Annotated in this window: 18 protein-coding genes; 7 read left to right on the forward strand and 11 right to left on the reverse strand. The window is 49.4% G+C overall.

Annotation, left to right across the window (positions count from 1 at the left end):
- Positions 1-114 precede the first annotated feature (114 nt).
- The 3 genes from ASF12_RS05775 to ASF12_RS05785 are packed head-to-tail and all read right to left on the reverse strand — an operon-like array spanning position 115 to position 3584.
- Positions 115-2136: a carbohydrate-binding domain-containing protein gene (locus tag ASF12_RS05775; protein WP_056030763.1), complete on the reverse strand. Its 2022-nt coding sequence runs from the start codon at positions 2134-2136 to the stop codon at positions 115-117.
- A 28-nt stretch (positions 2137-2164) separates the two neighbouring features.
- Positions 2165-2848 carry a DUF4956 domain-containing protein gene (locus ASF12_RS05780; RefSeq protein WP_056030766.1) on the reverse strand — a complete coding sequence of 228 codons (684 nt, stop codon included), beginning with the start codon at positions 2846-2848 and terminating at the stop codon, positions 2165-2167.
- Positions 2841-3584 (reverse strand): polyphosphate polymerase domain-containing protein, encoded by a 744-nt coding sequence (locus ASF12_RS05785; RefSeq protein WP_056030769.1) that lies wholly within the window; start codon positions 3582-3584, stop codon positions 2841-2843. Before ASF12_RS05785 ends, ASF12_RS05780 begins: the two co-directional genes overlap by 8 nt.
- A 397-nt stretch (positions 3585-3981) precedes the next feature.
- Here ASF12_RS05785 and ASF12_RS05790 point away from each other — a divergent pair, with 397 nt between their 5' ends.
- Together ASF12_RS05790 and ASF12_RS05795 are read left to right on the forward strand one after the other, a co-directional pair.
- The gene (locus tag ASF12_RS05790) at positions 3982-4659 is read left to right on the forward strand and encodes a response regulator transcription factor (RefSeq protein WP_056030776.1); all 678 of its coding nucleotides are present in this window, start codon (positions 3982-3984) and stop codon (positions 4657-4659) included.
- A complete protein-coding gene (locus ASF12_RS05795) occupies positions 4659-5969 on the forward strand; it encodes a sensor histidine kinase (RefSeq protein WP_056030779.1) in 1311 nt (436 codons plus the stop codon). Before ASF12_RS05790 ends, ASF12_RS05795 begins: the two co-directional genes overlap by 1 nt.
- Before the next feature lie 125 nt (positions 5970-6094).
- Here the strand turns inward: ASF12_RS05795 and ASF12_RS34255 are convergent, their stop codons facing one another.
- Complete coding sequence (locus tag ASF12_RS34255; protein WP_155972812.1) at positions 6095-6259, reverse strand: hypothetical protein; 165 nt, start codon at positions 6257-6259, stop codon at positions 6095-6097.
- 228 nt (positions 6260-6487) lie between these two features.
- Here ASF12_RS34255 and ASF12_RS05800 point away from each other — a divergent pair, with 228 nt between their 5' ends.
- On the forward strand, positions 6488-7885 hold the full coding sequence (locus ASF12_RS05800) for a prolyl oligopeptidase family serine peptidase (protein ID WP_162241881.1): 1398 nt from the start codon (positions 6488-6490) through the stop codon (positions 7883-7885).
- Positions 7886-7983: 98 nt separating this feature from the next.
- Here the strand turns inward: ASF12_RS05800 and ASF12_RS05805 are convergent, their stop codons facing one another.
- Complete coding sequence (locus ASF12_RS05805) at positions 7984-8382, reverse strand: DUF6979 family protein (RefSeq protein ID WP_056030786.1); 399 nt, start codon at positions 8380-8382, stop codon at positions 7984-7986.
- 197 nt (positions 8383-8579) lie between these two features.
- Here ASF12_RS05805 and ASF12_RS05810 point away from each other — a divergent pair, with 197 nt between their 5' ends.
- The gene (locus ASF12_RS05810) at positions 8580-8870 is read left to right on the forward strand and encodes a hypothetical protein (RefSeq protein WP_056030788.1); all 291 of its coding nucleotides are present in this window, start codon (positions 8580-8582) and stop codon (positions 8868-8870) included.
- 467 nt (positions 8871-9337) lie between these two features.
- Here ASF12_RS05810 and ASF12_RS05815 read toward each other — a convergent pair whose 3' ends face one another.
- Positions 9338-10258: an oxidoreductase gene (locus ASF12_RS05815; RefSeq protein ID WP_056030791.1), complete on the reverse strand. Its 921-nt coding sequence runs from the start codon at positions 10256-10258 to the stop codon at positions 9338-9340.
- A gap of 273 nt (positions 10259-10531) precedes the next feature.
- Here ASF12_RS05815 and trhO point away from each other — a divergent pair, with 273 nt between their 5' ends.
- The 3 genes from trhO (at position 10532) to ASF12_RS05825 (ending at position 13209) form a co-directional block, all read left to right on the forward strand.
- Complete coding sequence (gene trhO / locus ASF12_RS05820) at positions 10532-11425, forward strand: oxygen-dependent tRNA uridine(34) hydroxylase TrhO (protein ID WP_056030795.1); 894 nt, start codon at positions 10532-10534, stop codon at positions 11423-11425.
- A 586-nt stretch (positions 11426-12011) separates the two neighbouring features.
- Entirely contained in the window at positions 12012-12188 is a 177-nt protein-coding gene (locus ASF12_RS34260) for a hypothetical protein (RefSeq protein ID WP_235533050.1), read from the forward strand.
- Between the two features lie 4 nt (positions 12189-12192).
- Positions 12193-13209, forward strand: a complete 1017-nt coding sequence (locus ASF12_RS05825; protein ID WP_056030797.1) for a phosphotransferase — start codon at positions 12193-12195, stop codon at positions 13207-13209.
- Positions 13210-13319: 110 nt separating this feature from the next.
- On the opposite strand, the gene guaA is transcribed toward ASF12_RS05825, so the two are convergent.
- From guaA to ASF12_RS05850, 5 genes are all read right to left on the reverse strand, one after another.
- The gene (gene guaA / locus ASF12_RS05830) at positions 13320-14858 is read right to left on the reverse strand and encodes a glutamine-hydrolyzing GMP synthase (RefSeq protein ID WP_056030800.1); all 1539 of its coding nucleotides are present in this window, start codon (positions 14856-14858) and stop codon (positions 13320-13322) included.
- 184 nt (positions 14859-15042) lie between these two features.
- The gene (locus ASF12_RS05835) at positions 15043-17028 is read right to left on the reverse strand and encodes an AraC family transcriptional regulator (protein WP_056030803.1); all 1986 of its coding nucleotides are present in this window, start codon (positions 17026-17028) and stop codon (positions 15043-15045) included.
- Positions 17029-17284: 256 nt separating this feature from the next.
- Positions 17285-19885, reverse strand: a complete 2601-nt coding sequence (locus tag ASF12_RS05840; protein WP_056030806.1) for a transglutaminase-like domain-containing protein — start codon at positions 19883-19885, stop codon at positions 17285-17287.
- On the reverse strand, positions 19872-21479 hold the full coding sequence (locus ASF12_RS05845; RefSeq protein WP_056030809.1) for a DUF58 domain-containing protein: 1608 nt from the start codon (positions 21477-21479) through the stop codon (positions 19872-19874). Before ASF12_RS05845 ends, ASF12_RS05840 begins: the two co-directional genes overlap by 14 nt.
- A complete protein-coding gene (locus tag ASF12_RS05850; protein ID WP_235533051.1) occupies positions 21479-22507 on the reverse strand; it encodes an AAA family ATPase in 1029 nt (342 codons plus the stop codon). The genes ASF12_RS05845 and ASF12_RS05850 overlap by 1 nt, the downstream gene beginning before the upstream one ends.
- Between the last annotated feature and the right edge of the window lie 500 nt (positions 22508-23007).

Consider the following 23007-nt stretch of genomic DNA (forward strand, 5'->3'; position numbering starts at 1 on the left):
CCTTTAATCGCAACCTTCCGAAAATGAAAGCGTTTGAAGAAAATGCGGCTAACGGCAAAAAATGCCCCTTCGGATAAGATGTCCGAAAGGGCATTTTTTTATCTATTTCCGTTATTATCGGCCTCCGCCTTGAGGTCTTCCGCCTCCACCTCCACCACCGCCGAAGCCGCCTCCGCTGCTGGCAGTCGTTACGCCGGATTCATTCAACCAAGTTACGCTGCTTGATGCTTCGAAATCGGTCACTTTCGTTCCACCTGTATAGGTACCATCAATATACATGCCATCTGTATTACTGCCGGTCGAGCTTCCACCTGTGTAGAGGGTGTAGGAACCGCCTTGCGCAAGCTCCGGTGAGCTAATGACTACAGCTTGATAGTTTTTCGATGGAGCAAAGGTCATAATCGTGTTGCCGTCGCTATCTTGAAGATGGACTAGCGTACCTGCCTGCTGAGCTTGGGAGAACGTCATCGCGATTGTGGCTTGACTGGAATCATCAGCTGTGGCCTGAAGCATGCCTGAGCTTCCTGCTGCCACAAGCGTTCCTCCGCTAATGTCAAAGCTGCCGTCGTAATCCAATGAACCATTGCCGTTGCCCGTTGGTCCATTCACAATAACCGTGCCGCCCGTCATCGTAATCGAGCCGTTCGAGTCCAGTCCATCGCCTGCTGCATCCACAGTCACATATCCACCGCTAATGGTAAGCAGGTTGCTGGAGGATGCGCTGAACTGATCTGCCCGGCCTCCTGCCGCCTCGCTCGTTTCATCACTGCCGCCCGCTACATTGATGCCGTCATCGGAAGCAACGACATGCGTCTCGCCGCCGGAGATCGTAATGTTTGCTCCTTCAATGCCTTCGTAACTTTTCGTGATGTTAATGCTGCCTCCGGCAATCGTTGTCAGTGCGTCGGCATGGATGCCGTCATCACCAGTCGCGATTTCCATTTCGCCGCCTGTTACCGTCACATTGCTGTTGCTGTGCAAGGCATCATCTGCGGAATCAACCGTAAAGGTACCGCCGTTGACCGTCATATCTCCACCCGCCTTTAGCCCTTTAGCACTAGTTGAATCGGTTTCCGTCGTTTCCGTAGTGGCTGACGCCGCTGCGTCGGTAGATGTGCCGGCTGCCGAAGTGGCGTTCATTCCGCCTCTTTGCATGCCCATTCCGCCTGGTCCTTCCTCCTGCTTCACTTCACCGTTCACGCTGCCTCCACCTGTTACGAGTTTGAAGGTGCCGCCATCCACAATCAGCGCCGTTTCAGCTTGAATGCCGTCATTGCCCGCTTCAATGGTGAACGTTCCACCTGCAATGGCGATAAATCCACGGCCCTCATCGGTGTCATTGGTCGATTTAATGCCGTCTCCTAAGGCTTTAATCGTTACCGTGCCCTCCTCAATAGCAACCATATCCTTACCGACAATACCGTCATCCGCAGCCGTGATATCGATGGTTCCAGATACGATTTTCAAATCGTCTTTGCTTGTAATTCCATCATTGTAGCTTGCGACTACCGTCAGCTTGCCTGTGCCATTAATCGTCAGATCCGCTTTGCTGAAAATAGCTGCGCTCGGCTCATCCGTAGCAGCATCCGCGAATACGTAGGTTTCACCATCGGAGATCGTATTTTCCGTACCTTCTTGCAGCGTAATGACTACATTGCCCGCTTCCTTGATGTAGATTCCAGCGCTGTCGTTATCATGAATATCAGCTCCATTAAGCACGAGATGAACATCTCCGTCATCCGGTACATCCACGACAACTTGCCCGTCGCTCAGCGTTCCGCTTAGCACATAGGTGCCGGCTGCCGAAATCGTTACGGAGCCGCCCGAAGCTTTCGCACCTGAACCAGTAACAGCTGCACTTGTTCCATTCAGCTTAATGGCCGTCGACGTCTCGGCACTCCAATCCACCGCCTTGTCCGCCTCATCAAACGTTACTACATCCGATACGGCAACACTGGCTGGCGCAGCAGCAGTGGTCTCGCCGCTTTGTGAACTCGCCGCCGCTGCTGCGGTAGTGGCTGATGTAGTAACCGCTGATGTTGTTGTTGCTGCTTGCGATGAAGTACTGCAAGCCGATAATACGACCGAGCAAATGAGCAAAACACCTAGCATCTCGCGAAATTTATTCTTTTTCATATGAATCATCCTCTCGGGTTTGGTTTGCTTAAAAATCATACGTGGTAGGGCTCATCGTTAATGAAATGTCCAGATTGCCGTTTCTGCAGCGAATCGCATCGAGGAATTCCTTTTGATTCGTCTGCTCATCAATGGTCACGGTGTAAACCAGCTCGTATAAGCTGCCTAGCTCAGTCGTCCGAATCTTGTTAAGCGCGTAACCCACTTTGAATTGGGCAAAAACTTCAGCAAATGCTTCTTCATACCCCAGATTTTCCGGGATTGTTACTTTCAGTACTTTTTGCAGCGTCTTTCTTACGCCAAATTTAACGCGGTTAAGGATAACCATGAGTACACAAAGGATAATCGTGAACAAGATCGCGTAACCGAACGAGCCAACTCCGCAGGCAAGCCCTGCTGCCATGGTGAACAATACAAAGGTGATATCTTTAGGATCGCCCGGCGCGCTTCTGAACCGGATAATCGAGAACGCTCCTGCAAGGCTGAACGCTCTAGCGATATTGCTGCCGATAAGCAAAATGATAATGGCCACGATGACGGGCAGCAGCACCATTGTCAGTGTAAAGCTTTGCGAGTAGCCATTCGGGTTCGTTTTCATATAGGTGTAGCTGATCATTCCGCCAAGAACAAGGGATAACAAAATCGTGATAACGGCTGAGCTAAAGGTCAAATCCGTTGTCGTGAGCGTTGTGGAAAAAAGAGAATCAAGCATAAAGGACACTCTCCATTTCTAGCTTGCTGTTTTTCAGCATTTTTTTGTATTCATTGCCGTATTTCGAAAAGCTTGTGCGATACATCTGATGCTCGGACAGCATTCTCGACAGCCACATTGGGATCGTCTTCTCTGCCTTCACTTCCATGAGCCATTGTCCAGGGGCCAGCAGCGGTTCGCCATAATTGCCGCTCTCAAGCCTCAGATCATATCGCCGGCAATTTATATTCGTATCGAAGGTAATGCGGAGGTCGCGATTCTCTTTGCTGAACAGCGCCTTGCGGTCATAGCCCAGATACACTTTAGGCTGCAATTCATATTGCTGAAGAAAATATGTAATTTCCTGCAGCACCTGCTTGTTCATGTACCCCTGCAGCTCTGGCTGAAGTCCCGTACGGACAAATTCATAGGCTTCGTTCAGCTTCAGTCCCGTTCTTCTTTTGTTAACGAGCCCGAACACCTTTTTCTTAATTTCCAGATAAACCTTCGCATCCTCCTTAGGAGTGCCGTAAGCTCGGAGGCGAAGCTTTTCCTTATACTTCGGCTTGGACAGGCTGTTGCGAATCAAGGCATCATGCTCGGTGTCATAATACAAGTTGGTGATGGAGTAAAATTCATGCTGCTTGTTGTAATCATCCAGCTCCATGTATTCCAACAGTTGAAGGTAAAAATTGCGGTAGGCAACACTATCAAGCAAATATTTGTTCTCGTATCGGTTGAAAACCTCAATGGCCATATCGTTCAAATCCTCTCTATTTGGTCTCGCATGTTATTCGCTTGGCGATCTGGTTCGTTGTTTGCATTGTGTTCTCGCTTGCTATATTCGTATCTTAGTCCCCAAACCTTTAACGAAACTTAAATGAATTTACAAAATTTTAATTTTAAAAAAAGTGGTGCGAATGGGGCTTCACTTCATGAAAAGATCGGCTTCCGATCGCCATTCCCCTTTCCGCTGCAAACATTAAGGTTGACTAAAGGTAATCCTGATATAATGGCCTTATTAAAAATATAGGAAAGGATATCATTTCGTTATCCTATCTCTATATTTCTCGGAATGAAACGCGCCGAGCCGCCAAGGACGGCGACAGCCGTTTCACCTTCATACACAACCTATATATAAAGGATGACTGGCCATGAGAATTTTAATTGTAGAAGATGAGCTTCATTTAGCTGAAGCTTTAAGCCAAATATTAAAGAAGCATAATTACTCCGTTGATGCGGTCCATGATGGCGTTTCTGGGCTCGATTATGCGCGGAGCGGCATTTATGATTTGCTGCTGCTTGATATTATGATGCCTGAAATGGACGGAATCAGCGTATTGACGCAGCTCCGTAAAGAGGGCGTATCCACCCCCGTCATTCTGCTGACCGCAAAAGGAGAAATTACCGATATGGTGGCTGGACTTGATCATGGGGCGGATGACTATATCGCCAAGCCTTTTTCATCCGAGGAGCTGCTTGCCCGAATACGGGCTGCACTAAGACGCAAAGGCGAGGTGCTGCCGGAGGATGCCTTAAAGTTCGGGGATATCGAATTAAACACGTCGAATTTGAAGCTTTCCGTTAAAGATAAAGAAATAAAGCTTAATTTGAAGGAAAGTGCTCTACTCGAGCTGCTGATCGTCAGGAAGCAGGCGATTACCTCCAAGGAGTTGATTATTGAGAAGCTTTGGGGCTTTGATTCAGAAGCGGAGCACAACAATGTGGAGGTTTATATCTCTTTTTTACGGAAAAAGTTTACATTCCTGCATTCGTCCGTACGCATTAACACGATTCGAAACGTAGGGTATGTATTAGAGGTGACTGCCTAATGTTCACGAAGCTCAGAAATCGGTTCCTGATCGTGAATTTGGTCATCATTTCGGTAGTCATGTTGATCGCCTTCGCTTCCATTTACGTCATTACGTACCGGAATGTGCAGGCAGATATTAATGATGAGATTCACCGGGTAGCCGATTTTTATCAGAAGCCCTCAGGCGGTTCTGATGCTTCCCCCTCCGGCAGACACAAGGGCGAATCTCCTTCTGCACCTCTAGATAACGGGGCAATAGATAAAGGTTCTATGGATAGCGGGCCTATGGATAATGGGGATTCACGTCCAGAGCGTTCAGTTGCTTTTTCGCTGAAAACAGATGCCGAGTGGAACATTACAAGCACGACCTCTCCATTCGAAATGGACAGTGAATTTTATGCAGCTGCGGTGCAGGAGGCTTCGACGGTCACTAAAAATACCGGACAGTTCAGCTTGGATGGGAGCCACTGGGCTTTTCTCAAGCAGCAGACGAATGAAGGCTATAATCTGGTTTTCCTTGACGTCACTGCCCAGCAAGATATTTTGACCAATTTAATTTATACGTTTTCTGTCGTTGGGCTCGCGATGCTGATCATCTTGTTTTTCACCAGCCGTTTCTTCGCCAATCAGTCGATCAGACCCGTGAGAGAAGCGTTCGATAAACAGAAGCAATTTATTGCCGATGCTTCGCATGAAATGAAAACACCGCTTACGATCATTAACACCAATACGGATGTGCTGCTCTCCAACAGTGAAGATACCATTCACAACCAGGCGAAGTGGCTGCATTACATCAAATCAGAAACAGAAAGAATGACGAAGCTGACCAATGACCTGCTGTATTTAACGGAAATGGATGATGCCCGAACAAGCATGATCTACAGCAAGTTCAATATGAGTGATGCGGTTGAAAATATTATTTTAACGATGGAGGCTGTTATCTTTGAGAAAAATGTGTCTCTGGACTACGACATTGAACCCGATTTAATGGTGCAGGGCAGCAGTGAGCAGATTAAGCAAGTCGTTATGATTTTGCTGGACAATGCTGTCAAATATACGAGTGCCAAAGGAACGGTCACCATGTCGCTCCAGAAGCAGCAGAACGATATTGTGCTGGCGGTCACCAACACCGGTGAAGGAATTGCCGCCGAGCATCTGACCCGCATTTTTGACCGGTTTTATCGTACCGATTCCTCCCGGGCGCGCAAGCAAGGCGGTTACGGCCTTGGTCTGGCGATTGCGAAGTCCATTATCGACCAGCATAAAGGGAAAATTTACGCGAAAAGCACAGTAGGCGAGTCTACAAGCTTTTATGTTCATCTTTCTTGAGCGGTTAGGCGGGGTTAGCAGCAAGTTGCTCCTCCGCCCTGCTCCATCTGGAAAAGCGTACAAAAAAGACTGATGAGCATTCATCAGTCTTTTTTGGCTATTTGCAATCGTTAAGGTATGCTCGACTATTTGGAAGCAGGGTTGTCCGCTCCATCTGGTTGTGCGCTCGCGATTGAACTTTGGTTGCCTTGTAGTCGATTCAAGTTGTCCGCTGCTGCTGCGTTTGACGCCAATGTGCTGCTGAACATAATACTGATCATCAGCATGCTTGCTGCTAATGTCTTTTTCATAGTGGTAGCCTCTCATTTCTGTCCCATATGGATGTGAACAATATTAATTATAGACATGCAACCTTAAATGGATATGAATTTTCGGACAATTTTTATGAATCCTTTCAAATAGGCTGGCTCGTAAAAGAATGGGTCGCGCTTAGTCCTTAAATCATATTGTCATTTTATGGTTGAGGTGATACGCTTACTTACAGCAGGCTATTGAACTGGAGGAGAATGATGATGAAGATGAATAAAGGGTTATTTTCCAGCCTTCTTGTTTTGGCGGTTACTTCAACCCATTTTGCATTTACAAATGTAAGCGCAAACAATTCAAGCTCCGAATCTAAGCAGCCCTCGTACTCCTTAGTTGTGAAAGGCTTTGACTGGGGTCCCAGCGTGCATAAAATCGTCTTGAACACAGGAAGCACCATTCAAGGAAATTCGCTGGCTAAAGACAGCTTCAAAATTTTAGTAGAGCGAAATTATCCCATGTTTAACTTCGATACCCAAAGCTCCTATGAAGGCTTCGATAGCGGCAGCAGAAGCATAAATAGCACCTACCTTTCAGACGAGGAAGGCAACAAGCTAGACCAGCAAACAGGCCAATACATTACGATTGAGATGAGCGTCCACCCTGATCTGGCTACAGCAAGCACGTTTAACTTTGATCTGCAGACCTTTACGAATCAATATGTAGACCTTCAATATACGATTATTCAGCAGAAGGTGCTCAAGGACGCCGCTGGTAATGTAATCAACGATTTGACAACAACGCAGGAGACCCCGTATACGGTTATCGAGCAATCCGTTGACAAATTTGATCTAACAGGAAAATTCGATTATAAAGACGCTAAATATGGCGACATTGCGCTTACCTATGCATCTTATTTGCCTGACACCGATGGGAAGAAGCTCCCGCTGATCATCTGGCTGCACGGGGCTGGAGAAGGGGGAACCGATCCCCGAATTGCTCTTTTGGGCAACCGGGTAACGGCGTTAGCTGAAGACGCTGTACAGAAATTTTTTGGCGATGCGGCTGTTCTCGTACCACAAACCCCTACCTTCTGGATGAATAACGGCACGGGGCAATATACGCAAGATGGCAGCAGCATGTATACGAACGCCTTGACGGCTTTAATCAAACAATATGTCAAAGACAATAAAGCGAATATTGATCCGAAGCGAATATATATTGGCGGCTGTTCAAACGGCGGCTTTATGTCCCTTAAAATGCTTCTTGAGAATCCTAATTATTTTGCAGCTGCTTATCCGGCGGCAGAGGCCTATTTTGATACTTGGCTAACCAATAAAGATATCGCCAAGCTTAAAAATATCCCTATCTGGTTTACGGCCGCCGGAGCGGATCAAACCGTGGAAACTGCAAAAAACACAACGCCAACTTATAAGAGGCTTATTGCTGCAGGTGCGCCTAATGTCCATTATTCTTATTTTGACACTGTGCTCGATTTGAGCGGCCAGTATGTCAAAGGCAAAGGAGATAACAGTCCTTATGAATATAATGGGCACTGGTCCTGGATTTATGTACTGAACAATGAAGTGTCGAGCGACTATAATGGCAAGCCTGTAAAGGTTGAAGGCAAAGCCGTCACCCTTATGGAATGGCTGGCAAAGCAATCAAAATGATGGTGGTTAAATCATAGTTAGACAGTTTCTTAAGGTGCGAATGCGTTAAGGATTTTATGACGTTACGTATTCGCACCTAGGAAAATCTGCATACCCCTTTACTCCTCTACAATTAACTTGCTGTTCCATAATGCGAGTACAACATCCATTTGTGAATTGTGCTGTTTCTGAACACCATTCAAAACTTCCCGCCATAATGCAGACTTATCCTCAATCAGTTCAGGCTTGCTCCTTAATATTTGAACAGCACGAACAGCATATTGCTTATTTAACTGCGGCCCATCAGTAAACGTATATTTACCTTTATGAATACCATTCACTAGCCCCTCCTCACACAAGCCAAGAAAGGAATTTTTAGGACATCCTTTTTTCTGTTGAGAAGTACCTTCGCCAAATACATTGGTAGCAGCTGAATTCCAGGCTGTTACGGGCTTCACATTATTGTCATCTAAAATAAGCCGCGCAGCATGAACAGCCACAACTCCATACTTGTTCATCTTTACCACCCTTTCTCTCTCATCAAATAAATTCCAAAAATGTATTCCTCTTAAGTTGCTTACTAGCTATAATAGCTATAATGCTTGTAGACATGCTAACATAATCCAATACAATATAGACATCGTAATGGCTCGAGGCTGCTAGGGAAATCGAGACTGATTCGAAATATGACTATGCTCTAAAAGGATGGTTGGGTGTGAAAAAATATACGGTTATTATCGTTCTATTCCTACTTGTAGCAGCTGCTTTAACAGTACCTAGCAAGCAGCAATACGCTGAGTGGCTGAAAGGGCACATTAAAGAGAAAAACAATAGTTTAATTATCAATTTGGGTGTGGACCTGCTTGGCATAACGATTATTGAGAAAGTAACGACTTGCCAAAGCTATGTCGTTTTAAGTGTGTGCACTACCAAAATTAGCGGACCCGAAAAAATCAAAGCAGCGGGGATATTCAACCATTTTATCCCTTTGCAATTTCCTAAGTAAGCTCATCATAGAGCAAAAAATAATAATAAACTCCCTTCAGTTTGCTGTATAGCGCACAGAAGGGAGTTTTTTGTTACAGATGGTTTATTACTTAGGATATATATGCAAATGTGAACGAGCCAGATGCTAATTGAATTTCACGTCAAACGCGCTTCCGCTCCTGCCTTAAAATGTCCTCGCTTATGAATTCCTCGAATATGAATTTGAACGCACATAACGAAAGGCGGCTTCGTGCAATGACTTGGCGGACACAGCAGCAGCTATTTCAACCAGAACAGAGGAGACGGCATAGGTTGCGGACTCAGAAGACGCTAATGCGCTGCTATTAGTTAGTTTGACGGGATAATGTGAGCTATAACAGCTTTCCTGTCCGCTTGCGGCCTAAAATCCCCTCAAATGCCACAATAGCGGAACCTCAGTCCGTCAAAAAATGAGGTAGCAGCACGATACCGATTTGCATTCAAATCCTAGTTGAACTTGTAAGAAACACCCGTTAAGCTTTCTGAAATATTCCATAGCCGGTTTGAAATATCAGCAGCGTATAATTTATTAATGATCTCGTCACTCTTAGGGTAGCCTCTCCTGCCGCCTCTCCCATCTGGACCAATATACTCCCCGCCCTTGATTGACGGTTCTGTAGCAGCATACAAGGTAGGCAGAGCCCCCATATGGGCTGGCTGACTTAATAATCCTGTAAGCATACGCATGAATGTATTGGCCTGTTTTCCTGAATCGAAGGAAAATAAGTTGGTATTCGATATTCCAGGATGGCAGGCTACGCTTACGGCATCTACGTGATTGGAAAGAAACTTGTTTTGAAGCTCTTTGGCGAACATGAGATTGGCCAGCTTGCTTTGTCCATAAAATTTTATAGCGCTATATCCCTTGGAACCGTCTAAATTGTCAAAATGGATAGCAGCGTTATGAGCAGCTATACTGCTTACGGTAACTACTCTCGAATTTGGGGTAGAAATAAGCTTTGGCAAAAGCAGGCCCGTCAGGGCAAAATGGCCCAAATGGTTTCCGCCAAACTGTGATTCAAAGCCATCCTTGGTCAAACGATGCGGGGGAATCATAATTCCAGCATTATTGATAAGAATAGATAAGGAGTCGTATTGATTCATAAAATCGGATGCGAATGCCCTGATGCTATTCAAATCACCAAGGTCAAGCTGCATCGGTGTCACATGTGCACCCGGATAGACCGACTTTATTTTGCCGGCAGCCGCGCTTCCCTTCTCCATGTTCCGAACAGCTAGTATAACCTTTGCCTTTCTTTCAGCTAGTGCTGCTGCTGTTTCAAAACCCAGCCCGCTATTCGCGCCTGTAATAATGACTACTTGATCTGACACATCTGTAATGTTGTCTTTGGTCCAAACAACGCTCATTTTAAATGCACTCCCTTTGTATCAAATAGCAGAAAATGACTCGATTGGGTCAAGGTGAAACGGCTTTCGCCGTCCTCTGGCGGCGCGGCACGTTTCATTCCGAGAAATATAGAGAAAGGATGGGAAAATCGTATCCTTTCCTATATTTTGAAAATTGATGTCATCCTAAAGAAATTATAAGCACAGTTGGTGTTGTGAACATGTCCTATGTCTATTACAATATAATATGTTCTCTAATATGTTCTCAACTTAGTTACAGAAAGGAATTTGGCAATGAACAACCCTTCCAACTATCAGGTCTTATTGTATTATAAATTTGTTGCGATTCCCGATGCGGAGCTATTCGCAGCCGAACATTTGGCTTACTGCAAGGAGTTAAACGTGCGCGGCCGCATTCTTATTGCGGACGAGGGCATCAATGGCACAGTTTCCGGAACGATTGAGCAAACGGAGCAATATATGCGTGACCTGCGCTCCAATCCGTTATTTGCCGATATCGTATTTAAGATCGATGAAGCCGATCAGCATGCTTTTCCAAAAATGTTCGTCCGTTACAAAAAGGAGCTCGTTACTCTCCGTTACGACAAACCGCTTGATCCTAATACGCTAACCGGCACGCATCTGTCTCCCAAAGAGTTCCACGACTATTTGCAAAGGGAAGACGTTATTGTGCTTGACGGCCGAAGCGATTACGAATACGATCTCGGACATTTCCGCAATGCAATCAGGCCTGATCTTAAAACCTTCAAGGAATTTCCAGAATGGCTTCGCGAAAATATGGCGGATATGAAAGACAAGCCGATCATTACTTACTGTACTGGCGGTATCCGCTGCGAGAAGCTGACTGGCGTCATGCTAAGCGAAGGCTTCAAGGATGTCTATCAGCTCGATGGCGGCATTGTCACCTATGGCAAAGACGAGGAAGTTCAAGGAAAGCTTTTCGACGGCAAATGTTATGTATTCGATGAGCGGATTTCGGTGACCATTAACCGCACGGATGAAGCTGTCGTCGTCGGAAAATGCTATCACTGTGAAGCCCCAGCGGAAACCTACATCAACTGCGCGGATGATACCTGCCACCGTCAGCATATTGTATGCCCGGACTGCGAGGAAACCCATCACGGCTTCTGTTCTATGGAATGCGAGGAGCATGTGACAAGCGTTTAATTGGTTTTAGTTATGATTAAAAAAAACTCTCTTTCAATTGCTATTAAAAGCAAATGAATGAGAGTTTTTTATTTATGCAGCACAGAGATACGCGCCCTGGAAGGCGTTGATGCAAGCGAAGCAACAGATTTTCAAGGAACGGTTCAAAGCGCTGTTCTCCATCTGGCCATATTCTGGTCGGATGGAAAGCGTTGACGACATGGCATAGATAGGTTGATAGCGTATTTGCAGTGCGTTCAAATAAAACCCGATATGGATGTTTCTCCCATAACATGCTATCCTATAGTAGCTTATTGATAAGCAAGTTCCTTACACGAAGGGAGATGATTTTAATGGCGACGACTTATATGGTGGTTTCGTCCTAAAACAGAATAGAAGGCATACATGAAAAAAGCGGGAAGAATGCCCGTATTATTTGGTATGCCATCTAAAGTAACCTTTCGTGAATATTGCTGTTTGCGGGATACGATGAAGGTCGTATCTTTTCTATGTCCTGATGCCGCGCGACAGCAGCTTCTTTAGAGGCTGCTTGTCCGCGGCATTTTGCGTCCAAAAAAACAACATTATGAGGAGCTAACAAAAAAACATGATTGATTTAGAAACCTATGGATATACAAAAATAGAAGAAATTCCAGGCGGGAGAGTTATGTTGCCCAGCAGCATGAGAACAAGTTTGTCCAAGACAAAACGAGCTATCGACAAGAGGGCTCAAAACAAATCGATCGCCATGTGGAGCAAGCAAACGAAAAAAACGGGAGCGTGAAGAAATGAATATCAAACTCGAAACGCTGAACTATGCTTTAAGCCAATTGTTCAAAACGAATATCATCTCCGCCGAATGCCAAACCGTGCCGTTACATGGCGGGACTGTGGGAGCTGTGTACCAGGTAACAGGGATAGCCGTAACTGCTGATGGAAAGAAATTGCCGTACCGTATTGTTCTAAAAATTCAGAAGAAATGGGAGCGTTACGGCGATCCTAGTTCATGGCGTCGGGAATTTGATCTCTATGCTTCTGATTTGGGAGCGACGTTCTCGGATTCCTTTCGCTGGCCGATATGTTATCACGCCGAAATCAATGACGATGAAAATGAATTCCAACTGTGGTTGGAATATGTAGACGGCGTGTCCGGCCTAGACTTGACCGGTGATATGTATGAACAGGCCGCGCTGGAATTAGGACGCTATCAAGGCAAGCTTTATGCGGAGCAGCCAGCCGTGCTTCAGAGTCTGACCAACCTGAGCCATGCTGATTTGATGAAAAATACGTATCTGCATTACAGGTCATGGCCTGTCGTCTACAATTATATACGCTCGGAGGACTGCGAATTTCCGATGCACGTGCGGGAAATGCTCATTGAAATTGATGAGAACGCAGATGAAATATTCACCCGTATTGAAAAATTGCCCCTCGTGCTATGCCACCGGGACTTCTGGGTAACCAACCTGATCTGTGCAGAAGGAAAAATAATTCTCCTAGACTGGGATACTAGCGGATGGGGCTACCTGGGCGAGGATCTTGCAAGCCTGATTGCGGATGAGGCGGATATTGATCATATGGTCGAATACTACCAGCGATGTGTCCCCGCGTATTACAAAGGATTTTCGGAATATGGAGATGTATCTCCTATCGCCGTTAATTGCGTCTACGAGTTGATCCTTCTCGTATTCGGGTACAGGCTTGTGGAGTGGTATCTCCACGCAGAGGACGATGACAAGAAGACGCAGCTTCTCCATACGCTCCAAAAAATCTATGAAATAAAAACCATTTCTGCACAGGGGTGACTTTATCCTCGTCCTTATATGAGTAAGCTATTCGAACACTATATCTAGCGATTATAAAAAAAGAACTCCGAAAACCCTCAAATGTAGAGGGATTTCGGAGTTTCTTTTCATTATTCCCATTCGATCGTAGCTGGCGGTTTCGACGTAACGTCATAGACGATACGGTTAACGTTGTCCACTTCGTTTACGATACGAACCGAAATTTTCTCAAGCACATCCCAAGGGATACGTGCCCAGTCTGCTGTCATTCCGTCAATTGACGTAACGGCGCGGATACCTACGGTGTAGGAATACGTGCGAGCATCGCCCATAACGCCTACGCTCTTCATGTTCGGAAGCGCAGTGAAGTATTGCCAAATTTCACGGTCAAGGCCAGCCTTGGCAATTTCATCGCGGAGAATCGCATCCGACTCGCGTACGATCGTCAGCTTCTCTTCGGTTACTTCGCCAAGCACGCGAATCGCAAGACCTGGACCTGGGAATGGCTGACGCCATACGATGGCATCTGGCAAGCCGCACTCGGAACCGACTTTACGAACCTCATCCTTGAATAGCGCTTTAAGCGGCTCTACAAGCTTGAACTTAATGTCGTCCGGCAGGCCGCCGACATTGTGGTGGGACTTGATTGTTTGGGCTGTAGCTGTACCGCTCTCAACGATATCCGTATACAGCGTGCCTTGCGCCAAAAATTCAAAGTCATCGAATTTATCCGACTCTTCTTGGAAAACGTAAATGAATTCGTTGCCGATAATTTTACGTTTTTGCTCCGGATCGTCAACGCCCGCAAGCTTGCTCATGAAACGCTCTTGTGCATCGATTTTGACCACTTTCATATCGAATTTGCCCACGAACGTTTCCATAACGCCTTCTGCTTCGCCCTTGCGGAGCAAGCCGTGGTCAATAAACATACAAGTAAGCTGATCGCCGATCGCCTTGTGCAGCAAAATCGCAACAACGGAGGAATCTACACCGCCGGAAAGGGCGCATAGCACCTTCTTGTCGCCAACCTGGTCGCGAATATCGCGGATTGTATCCTCGATAAATGTCTCCATCGACCAATTGCCGTCACAATCGCAAATGTTATAGAGGAAGTTGCGAATCATTTCATTGCCGAATACAGAGTGACGAACTTCCGGATGGAATTGCACTGCATAGAAGTGCTTGTCCGGGTTGCTCATTGCCGCAATTGGAGCATGCTCCGTGCTTGCGTCAACGTTGAAGCCTGCTGGCGGCTCTACTACGAGGTCGCTGTGGCTCATCCATACGGTCTGGCGAGCGTCGAGGCCTTGCGTCAAACGGCTGTCCGGCGTAAAATCAACCTCTGCTTTACCGTATTCCCGTTTGCCTGCGCGCTCTACTTTGCCTTGCAATTGATGCGACATCAGCTGCATGCCGTAACAAATGCCAAAGATCGGAACTCCCAGATCGTAGATTGCCGGGTCAACAAGCGGCGAGTTCGTTTCGTATACGCTAGCTGGACCTCCTGAGAATACAATCCCTTTCGGCTGAATTTCACGAATGCGCTCAACCGATGTATTAAATGGCAGCAACTCGCTGTATACGCCCAAATCACGAATGCGGCGTGCGATTAGCTGGTTGTATTGTCCTCCGAAGTCCAGAACAATGATGATTTCATTTGGCTTGTTCATTACCGAGCCTCCCTCAATTAATGTAGTAATTATATATAAGGCGCTTTGAGCGAGTCAAGGCTGAGTGACGATAATCCACTTTTTTTAAAGGAGATACGCCTCATATGGATAAAATAGGAATTTAAATGCCATTAAAAAGGACCTTCCATGCCGGAAGGCCACCCTTTAAACATTTTGCGTTGCTTTAAGATTTAACGAGCGCCTTGAGCACATCGTCCAGCTTCATGCTATCAGCTGTTGGACCATTCAGCATCCAATGTCTCGCTGATACTTTGTGCACATTCCCTTTTTTAACCGCAGGAATTTCCTGCCACACTTTCATTTTCTCGATTTCATCCAATTCAGCCAAAGCCATCTGGGCTTCCTCCTCCGAATCAAACGATCCGCCAACCGTCACAAATAAATGGTCAGCCGTTAATTCGGGCAGCTTCTCCAGCGACTCGCCTACTCCCCAAATGCCCTCTTCTTCCTTCTGCTCCAATTCCGCGACAGATGCATCCATAGCCAAACCAACATCCTTGTAGACAAGGCTTGTATAGACGAACGCCGGGAAAAAGACTTGCACATCGCTTTGGGACGGGCGAATAAACGCGACGGAATGGTTGGCGCCTACAGCCTTCGCAACGGCTTCTTTCGTTTGCTCCAGCTTCTCATTGTACGCATCAATGACCGCCTGGGCTTGCTCCTCCCGATCAATGGCTTTGCCGATAGCTGCTATGGAGGTTTTCCAGTCACCGCGATCGTAAACGATCGTTGGAGCGATTTTGCTCAATTTTTCATAGCTTTCTTTATCGGTCGGCAGCAAATGCGCCATAATCAAATCTGGCTTCGCATCCAAAATAGCTTCGTAGTTCAAGCTGTCTGGCGTGTAGATGGCCGGAATATTTCTCTCTTGCAGCGTTTCATATAAATATTGGCCCTTCATCGCCTGTGCCTGCACAATAGGTGCGTCCAAAGCCAACAAAATATCCTCTAGGCCGCTTACCGCAATTCGCTGCGGGTTAACCGGAATTTCCGTCTCGCCCAACATATGCTGCACAACCTTGGTTTGCGATGCCTGCTGCACCGCGCTGTTTTCCCCCGTTGCCGCCGCTTCTGCCGTTATGGAGCGATCATTTACCGCTGCGGAGCCTGCACAGCCGCTGAACAATAGAGCCATGCAGAGCAGCATAACAGCAGCCACCGACAACTTTAATTCCTTATACATCGTTAAATCTCCCTCTCCAACTAGTTGATAACTATTATCACTGTAATTGTAGCTTTGCGTTGGATGGGGGACAATGGCTTGCCCTGAACGATGGAATGGATTATTCTGAACTGATTTGCCGCTTGCGGCTCGGGAGCGGAAGCGAAGCGGCGGCAGCCCGGTATGCTTTTTGAACACTCGGCTAAAATAATACACATCCGGATACCCGATGCTCGCCGCAATTTCCTGCAGCGTAGCTTGCGTCTCCGAAAGCAGGTGGCTGGCATGATCCATGCGGACTTTAATCAAATAGTCGTTCGGCGTCGTTGCCAACTGTTTTTTGAATAAACGCGACAAATAGCTGGCGCTGCATCCTAGCAGTCCGGCCAAACCTTCAACCGATATCGGCTCCGGGTAGTTGTTTTCAATATAGCGCATGGCTTGCCGCACCAGATCCGGCACAATTGGAGCAATTTCCTGATCTGAAAGCTGGCCCATCAGCTCATGCACAAACTGATAAAGCTGACCCTTAGCACCCAGCCTGTCCAGCATGCTTAGCTTGCCCCAGCTTTCTTCCATTTTCCGCACAATCGCATGTATCGCAAGCGGGTTTTGAGGAGCAAAGCCATATTGGATTTGAAACGGGTTGCTATGCTCCATGAGCTGCTGAAGCTTTCGATTGCCTTGCCCCGCCAGATTCCCTTTATAAAAGATCATATCGTATTCAAGTACATCCGCCGAAGGAATAATGTTTAAGCACATCCCCTTGCCGCCATGCAGGAGATGAAAGCGCTGGGCAGCATAATTCTTCCCATCCAGCGTCACCTGCGCTTGTCCGCGTGTTACCCATATGAAACCGCTGGATGGCAGTAGATAGCCGCGCAGCTCTTCATTTTTCCCCAGAGCTATATGCCGGATATCAAGCACTTTAACCGTCGCTTCATGCCACAGCAGCAGTTGGTCATTCCAATTTATACGACTCATTCGATTCACATCCCGTTACAGATAAACGTTATCTGTCCTATCAAACACCATTTTATTATATTTGAAAATGGTTCTCATCACTAGCTTTTTTGTCTGTGCGTCGTTTGAGCTTAAGGAGCGCGCGGGATGCATGGGATTGGTGGGGACTGGCAGGATTGGATAGGAAAAAAAGAAGCAAGCAGCCGCATGGTTAGTGGACTGCTTGCTTCTTTGGGATGCGGAGCAAGCTGGTGAAGCTTAGCTTGCCCCTGGATGGTTATGTGCGCCGCGCGGAGTGCCTGCGGACACATAATAGGGCGGCCGCTGCCGACAGCTCCTCCGGCAGCGGCGCTTGCCAGGCACGCCGCTGCTCATAGCGGGCGGCGTCATCCCATGTGACGAAGCGCTGCAAGGCTTCGGCCTGGGAGGCAGGCAGCAGAGCGGCTTGCGCTGCTGCGTATTGCCTTGCTGTTTGCTGCGGCTGCCTTTTGGCTACGCAGCGGTCCAGCTGTGGCCAGATTGCCGCCGATACTGCGGCAAACTGCTTTTGGACGCCGCCGCTGCCCCGGGCCGGCGTCCCGCCGCGGGAGGCGGCGCTGTAGCGGCGCAGCGCCAGCCACAGGCGCAGCCGCCTGCGCTGCGCCGCAGCGCAGAGCACGGCTGCCAGCGCCAGCGCAGCCGCGCCTGCGGCGCCTTTAGCGGCGGGCGTCGCCCCCGCCGCTGCCTCGGCGGCGCCAAGCGCCGCACGCGCAAGGGCATCCGCCCCTTGCGCGAGAGCTGTGGCGGCCTGCTCAGCCGCCGCCACAGCCAGCGCTTGCGCGCGCTGCCCCATCGGGCGCGCAGCGGCGCTGGCAAACGCACCGGCGGCCCCTTCGCCGCCTGCCGCCGCACTGCCGGCTGTGCCGGCCAAGCCCGCGAGCGCTGCTCCCGCAGCTGTCCCTTCGCCGCCATACCCCGGCGTCGGATCAAAAGGCACCCACCCAGCGCCTGGGAAGTACACCTCCACCCAGGCATGGGCGTCCTTGCCCTTTACTTCATAAGCGGTCAGCTTCACGCCTGCATGTGCCGCATCATTTCGTGCATCCGGCTGCTCCGCGGACACGGCTCCGGGCGCAAAGCCTTTCACCCATCTAGCCGGAATGCCTTGTGTACGAAGCATAATGACCATTGCACTGGAGAAATGCACGCAATACCCTTCATGCTGCTTAAACAAAAAATCGTCCACGAAATCTGCTCCTGCCTCAGGAACCGCACTATTTTCAGCAGAATAAGTGTAGCTGCTTCGCAAATAAGCTTCAACCGCCTTCACCTGATCATAGCGGCTTGTTACTCCGCCTCCCGATACCTCTGCTGCCAGTGCAGCAACACGGCTCGGCAGCGATTCCGGCAGCTGCAAATATTCGGCCAGCGCTTCCTTCTCTCCCGCTTGAATACCGCCACTGCGCAAGGCAGCTTCATCCATCACGGGAAGCAGCGTCTGGACAGTGTACTGGTCTATAAGTACCTTATCCGAAGGAGCGTACAGCGTGCCCGTCGCTTCATTTTTCAAATAAGTGTTCAGCTTGCTTCTTGGCTGCGAAGAGGTTAAATCCAGCAAAGTACCGGAGGTTCCGCCCATAAAAAGAGGGAAGCCGCGCTCCGCCTGTTCAAGCAGCACCGTCTGAACGACGATTCGATCCGGGCTGACGGTTGTCTCCGCACCTGTCCCTTGGCTTTTTATATCCCTCTCTTTGCCAGTCTCTGTATCTTTCTCTGTATCTATCACTGTCTCTAAAACTGCCTCCGATTCTACCTCTGCAAGGGCTTCTACCGCCTCTACCTCCACACTTCCCTCTCCACTAGCGGACGCAATCCGTTCCCCGCCATTTTGAATGGGCAGCAGCACCGTACGCTGCTCCGTTTCCTGCCAGCCTTTACCGGTATAAAAAGCTTTCGTCTCCCCGCGCCAATACGTGCGAACAGGAGACAGACCCGTAAAAACAAGCCGTTCATCCTGCTTTAGGGGAGCGCCTAATGTGCTGTCATCAAATCCATAGCCTGTGGAAGCGTAGCTTCCGCTCGCGCCAGCCGAGGCCAGCGCAGCCTTCGGATTGCCGTGCTCCAAACCAAGCACATACTGCTCCAGACTTGCAGTTAGCGGCTTTGTCCAAGCTGCGGGGCTATTTGCGGCGGATTTTCCTCCAGAGAATAGAAGTCCGGCGCCCAGGCACAGCCCCACAACGATGAAAGCAGAAGCCGACCAGCGATAAGAAGCCGTCTGCGCCTCCTCCTTGCTTTCTTCTCCCTGCAGCGTTCTCATGCGTGCAAACATGACAATCGCGCCAAGCAGCAGGCCTTCCGCCGTCACACGCAGCAGCGCATTCAGCACATCCATGCCAAGCCATGCATGCAGTAAAATCAAATACCCTGCTGTTATGCCGGCCAAAGCCAGCCCCAGCTGGCGCAGCCAAATTAAAGCCTGCAGCGCAGGCACAAGCAGCGCAAAGCCGGTAAACAGAAGCAGCGCCTGCAGCTCTGTTGACATCCCCCACGCTACTGCTCCTATGCTGAACAGCCCGCCAGCTTCCTCGGCAAAGCGGCTGGCAAAACCAGCTGCCCATTCCAGCGGTCCCACATCTGGGCCTCTGTAAAGACGCATCAAGCCTGTAATGCCGATGGCGGAATAAACGACAAGCATGATATACCAAGGTGCTCGCAGTAAGCCCGCTATAGCAATACAGCCTACAAATACAATTAGAGGCTGAGCCACATCAATATAATAACGGCTGCCAGCCTCCGACCATGGAAGCATCCACTCGGCAAGCAAGCCAAGCAGCAGCAAGCTCGTCCATAGGCGGTAGCCGAATGCCGGCTCCCCTTGCGCATTAAATATCGCCATAACGAATCCTTCCCTTCGTTAATTGCGGCTGTTCATTCATCCGCTCCGGATACGTCAGCCAATATGTGCGGACACCGAAGCTCTCCAGCCATTTCTGCTGCTCGCGCATCGCAAAAGAAGGCGTGCTTTGCTTGATCAGCATATACAGCAGCACTTGGCAGCCCTGCTCCGCCGCCCGCGAGGCCAGCTGCCCCCAGCTTGCGCTATTGCGCCAATCGGCGGTAAAACAGCGCAATATGCCTCCTCTAGGCATCTGGTCAAGCTCGCCAATTACCCTTGCAACAAATCGGCCATGCTGTACCAGCTTCAGCCGTGCGAGCTGTTCCAGCAGCTCTTGCATACTTGCGGCTGCGCTGTTGTCCTCGTATGCACCCGGTTCCATCCATACATTTCCCTCCGTGTTAGCCGAGCTTCCCGCTTCGCTAGACTGCTGCTCATTCGCTTCCGCTCCCAAAAGCTTTCCTGAGCCGCCAGCTTGCTGTGCTGACAACGAAGGCTGTATGGATTCCGTCTTCACACACGCATCGGTGGCACCATCGTCTAGAACCGCCTGGCCAGCAATGAGCTGCACCCGATTTCCCGCTAAATAATCCTGCTCCAGCACGCCGGCAGCCCACCCGGCGCAGGCATCAAAAAACCTTTCGTCACCATCATAAGCGCTCACCGTGTTATCAATGGCCAAAAGCACCAATGGGCGATGAAGCGCTGTGCCATGCTCCTTCGTGTGCAGCCCCCGCCCGCGCGCGGCGGCCTTCCAATTGACATGGCGCAGCGAATCCCCATCCCGGTACGGCCGCATCTCAGGACCAATTCCTCCCTGTCTGCCGGAATGCTGGCCTTCAGACGGCTCACGCCCTGATCCCGCCTCCTGAGCATCCATCTTGCCCGGATGCAGCCTAATGATAGTCGCTAAGCCGCTTCCCCGAAGCGCCGCCGCACCCGGAGCTGCTACAGCCTCCGGCAATGCGGGAACCGCAAGCAGCCCGCTGCGGCAAGCAAAGGTTCGGCTAACAGCCGTTAATCCTAAATAATCGCTTACCGTAACGGTAACCGCCTCAAAGCTATGTTCCCCGCGCCGAATAAGCTGCGCCCGATAGCTAAGCGCGAGTCTCGTTGCGAAATGAAGCTGTGCCGCATAGCGATAAGAAACTCGCTCCTGCTTTGCCGTACTCCCATTGACCATCGTATCTTCAAGCGCCAGCCAAATGAACGGAATAGGGAAAGCGCGGCCCAGCATCAGCTGCACCTCAACCTCTCCCCCATCGCGAATTGTGCCTTCGTCAAGCTGGCGGCGCACCTCCATGCCTCGCATAGCAAGCCAAGGCAATCCGGCACTTAGCAGCATGATGCAGCCAAGCACTGCGAACATAAACCACTCCACCGCCATTCCCCGCTGAATGACAGCAGCAAGAGCAGCGCACCATCCCGATAGCAGGAGCAGCCAGCCTCCCCACCTTATCCGGCCCAGCCTCTGCTGTCCCAACTCCTGCTCCGCTTCTGCCTCACGCTCAGTACCCGCCGCTTTCGCTTGCCATTCTCCAGCATCCACTTGCCCTAGTTTCACTGCCTCGTTATCCGCACTGGAAACCGCCATTAGCGCCGCCCTCCCGCCGCTTGCGGCAGCACGGCTGCAGGAAGCGGTGTAGTGCGCAGCAGCTGCTCTACGAGCTGTGCTGCTGTCATCCGAAGAGGTGCCCCCGGATATACCTCCAGCCGATGTGCAAGCACGGCTTCGCCTGTCGCCAGCAAATCATCCGGCAGCACATAACCTCTGCCTTCCAAATATGCAGAGGCCTGTGCCGCTCGCAGCCAATCCCTGCCGGCACGCGGGCTCATCGCCAGCGACAGCTCTGGCATTTTCCGCGAAGCGTCTGCCACTTGAACCATATATTCAATCAGGCCAGGATGCACATGAGCCAGCCGCACTTCCCGCTGCATCCGCAGCCATTCCTCCGGCATGACCACTGGCCTGATTTTATGAGGCTCCTGCCGCTGCCCATCGGCATACTGCTCCAGCAACTGCTTCTCAAACTGCGGCTCGGGATATCCAATGGACAGCCGCATCATAAAACGGTCCAGCTGCGCTTCCGGCAGCCTGCTCGTCCCTTCAAAACACAGCGGATTTTGCGTAGCAATCAGCATAAACGGCGACGGGAGCGGCCTCGTCTCCCCATCCACCGTAATACGCCGCTCCTCCATCGCTTCAAGCAATGCGGACTGGGTGCGGGCGGAGGCGCGGTTGATTTCATCCGCCAGCACGACATTGCCCATAATCGGGCCTGTTACATACTTTAGCTCGCCTCGAGCCGCATCCCACACCGCTCCGCCCAGCACATCCGACGGCAGCATGTCCGACGTAAACTGAATGCGCTTGAACTCCCCGCCAATGACGCGGGCGCACGCTTCTGCAAGCACGGTTTTGCCGACTCCCGGCTTATCCTCCAGCAGCACATGCCCACCCGCCAGCAGCGCGGTGAACATTTGCTTTACCAGTTCCCGCTTGCCTAGCAGAACGCCTTCCACACGCTGGAGCATGCGATGAATAAGCATCTGCGGCAGCTCCTGCCATACATCCGTCTCCTCTTGCCGAGCGGTAGATTGGTATTTTGAATGAATCATCATTAGACAACCTGCCTTCCTCTCAAGCGTAAACGGCTGATGCCCTCCTCTGGCGGCTAAGCTACCGTTTCGCGGGTGAAATATAAGCCATTTATAAGTGTGTAACTTATAAATGCTTTTATTTTTAAAAATAAAATCTTCTCTAGCATTTATTCTCGCCATGCTTCTCTCGATTTAGACCTGTTTCAAGGCGGATAGATTGACTTTTTCGCTTCCCATCCCTTGCGCGGCAGCGATTCTAGCATTTTCAGCTGTCATTTGGACGACACAAAACCTATTAAATTTTCCCATAAATGCAAAAGGAAATACCCCGTTTATAGAGAAATAGTAAAGCAGGCTCTAAACGGCTGAACAAGATAACAAGACGGCAGTGGATAGGCGGCGGTTTAGGAAGTGTAAGCGTTTCACGTACGGATATTGATTGAAATATAGGAAAGTATGTGATTTGTTCATACTTTCTCTATATTTCTACGCGAAACGGAAGCTTTGCCGCCAAAGGGTGG

This window comes from Paenibacillus sp. Leaf72, from assembly GCF_001422685.1.
In the GTDB taxonomy this organism is placed as follows: domain Bacteria; phylum Bacillota; class Bacilli; order Paenibacillales; family Paenibacillaceae; genus Pristimantibacillus.

Bases quoted from the DNA above. Each gene is read 5' to 3' on its own strand.
- ASF12_RS05775 (WP_056030763.1), bottom strand. From the start codon at position 2,136: ATGAAAAAGAATAAATTTCGCGAGATGCTAGGTGTTTTGCTCATTTGC.
- ASF12_RS05780 (WP_056030766.1), bottom strand. From the start codon at position 2,848: ATGCTTGATTCTCTTTTTTCCACAACGCTCACGACAACGGATTTGACC.
- ASF12_RS05785 (WP_056030769.1), bottom strand. From the start codon at position 3,584: ATGGCCATTGAGGTTTTCAACCGATACGAGAACAAATATTTGCTTGAT.
- ASF12_RS05790 (WP_056030776.1), top strand. From the start codon at position 3,982: ATGAGAATTTTAATTGTAGAAGATGAGCTTCATTTAGCTGAAGCTTTA.
- ASF12_RS05795 (WP_056030779.1), top strand. From the start codon at position 4,659: ATGTTCACGAAGCTCAGAAATCGGTTCCTGATCGTGAATTTGGTCATC.
- ASF12_RS34255 (WP_155972812.1), bottom strand. From the start codon at position 6,259: ATGAAAAAGACATTAGCAGCAAGCATGCTGATGATCAGTATTATGTTC.
- ASF12_RS05800 (WP_162241881.1), top strand. From the start codon at position 6,488: ATGAATAAAGGGTTATTTTCCAGCCTTCTTGTTTTGGCGGTTACTTCA.
- ASF12_RS05805 (WP_056030786.1), bottom strand. From the start codon at position 8,382: ATGAACAAGTATGGAGTTGTGGCTGTTCATGCTGCGCGGCTTATTTTA.
- ASF12_RS05815 (WP_056030791.1), bottom strand. From the start codon at position 10,258: ATGAGCGTTGTTTGGACCAAAGACAACATTACAGATGTGTCAGATCAA.
- trhO (WP_056030795.1), top strand. From the start codon at position 10,532: ATGAACAACCCTTCCAACTATCAGGTCTTATTGTATTATAAATTTGTT.
- ASF12_RS34260 (WP_235533050.1), top strand. From the start codon at position 12,012: ATGATTGATTTAGAAACCTATGGATATACAAAAATAGAAGAAATTCCA.
- ASF12_RS05825 (WP_056030797.1), top strand. From the start codon at position 12,193: ATGAATATCAAACTCGAAACGCTGAACTATGCTTTAAGCCAATTGTTC.
- guaA (WP_056030800.1), bottom strand. From the start codon at position 14,858: ATGAACAAGCCAAATGAAATCATCATTGTTCTGGACTTCGGAGGACAA.
- ASF12_RS05835 (WP_056030803.1), bottom strand. From the start codon at position 17,028: ATGAGTCGTATAAATTGGAATGACCAACTGCTGCTGTGGCATGAAGCG.
- ASF12_RS05840 (WP_056030806.1), bottom strand. From the start codon at position 19,885: ATGGCGATATTTAATGCGCAAGGGGAGCCGGCATTCGGCTACCGCCTA.
- ASF12_RS05845 (WP_056030809.1), bottom strand. From the start codon at position 21,479: ATGGCGGTTTCCAGTGCGGATAACGAGGCAGTGAAACTAGGGCAAGTG.
- ASF12_RS05850 (WP_235533051.1), bottom strand. From the start codon at position 22,507: ATGATGATTCATTCAAAATACCAATCTACCGCTCGGCAAGAGGAGACG.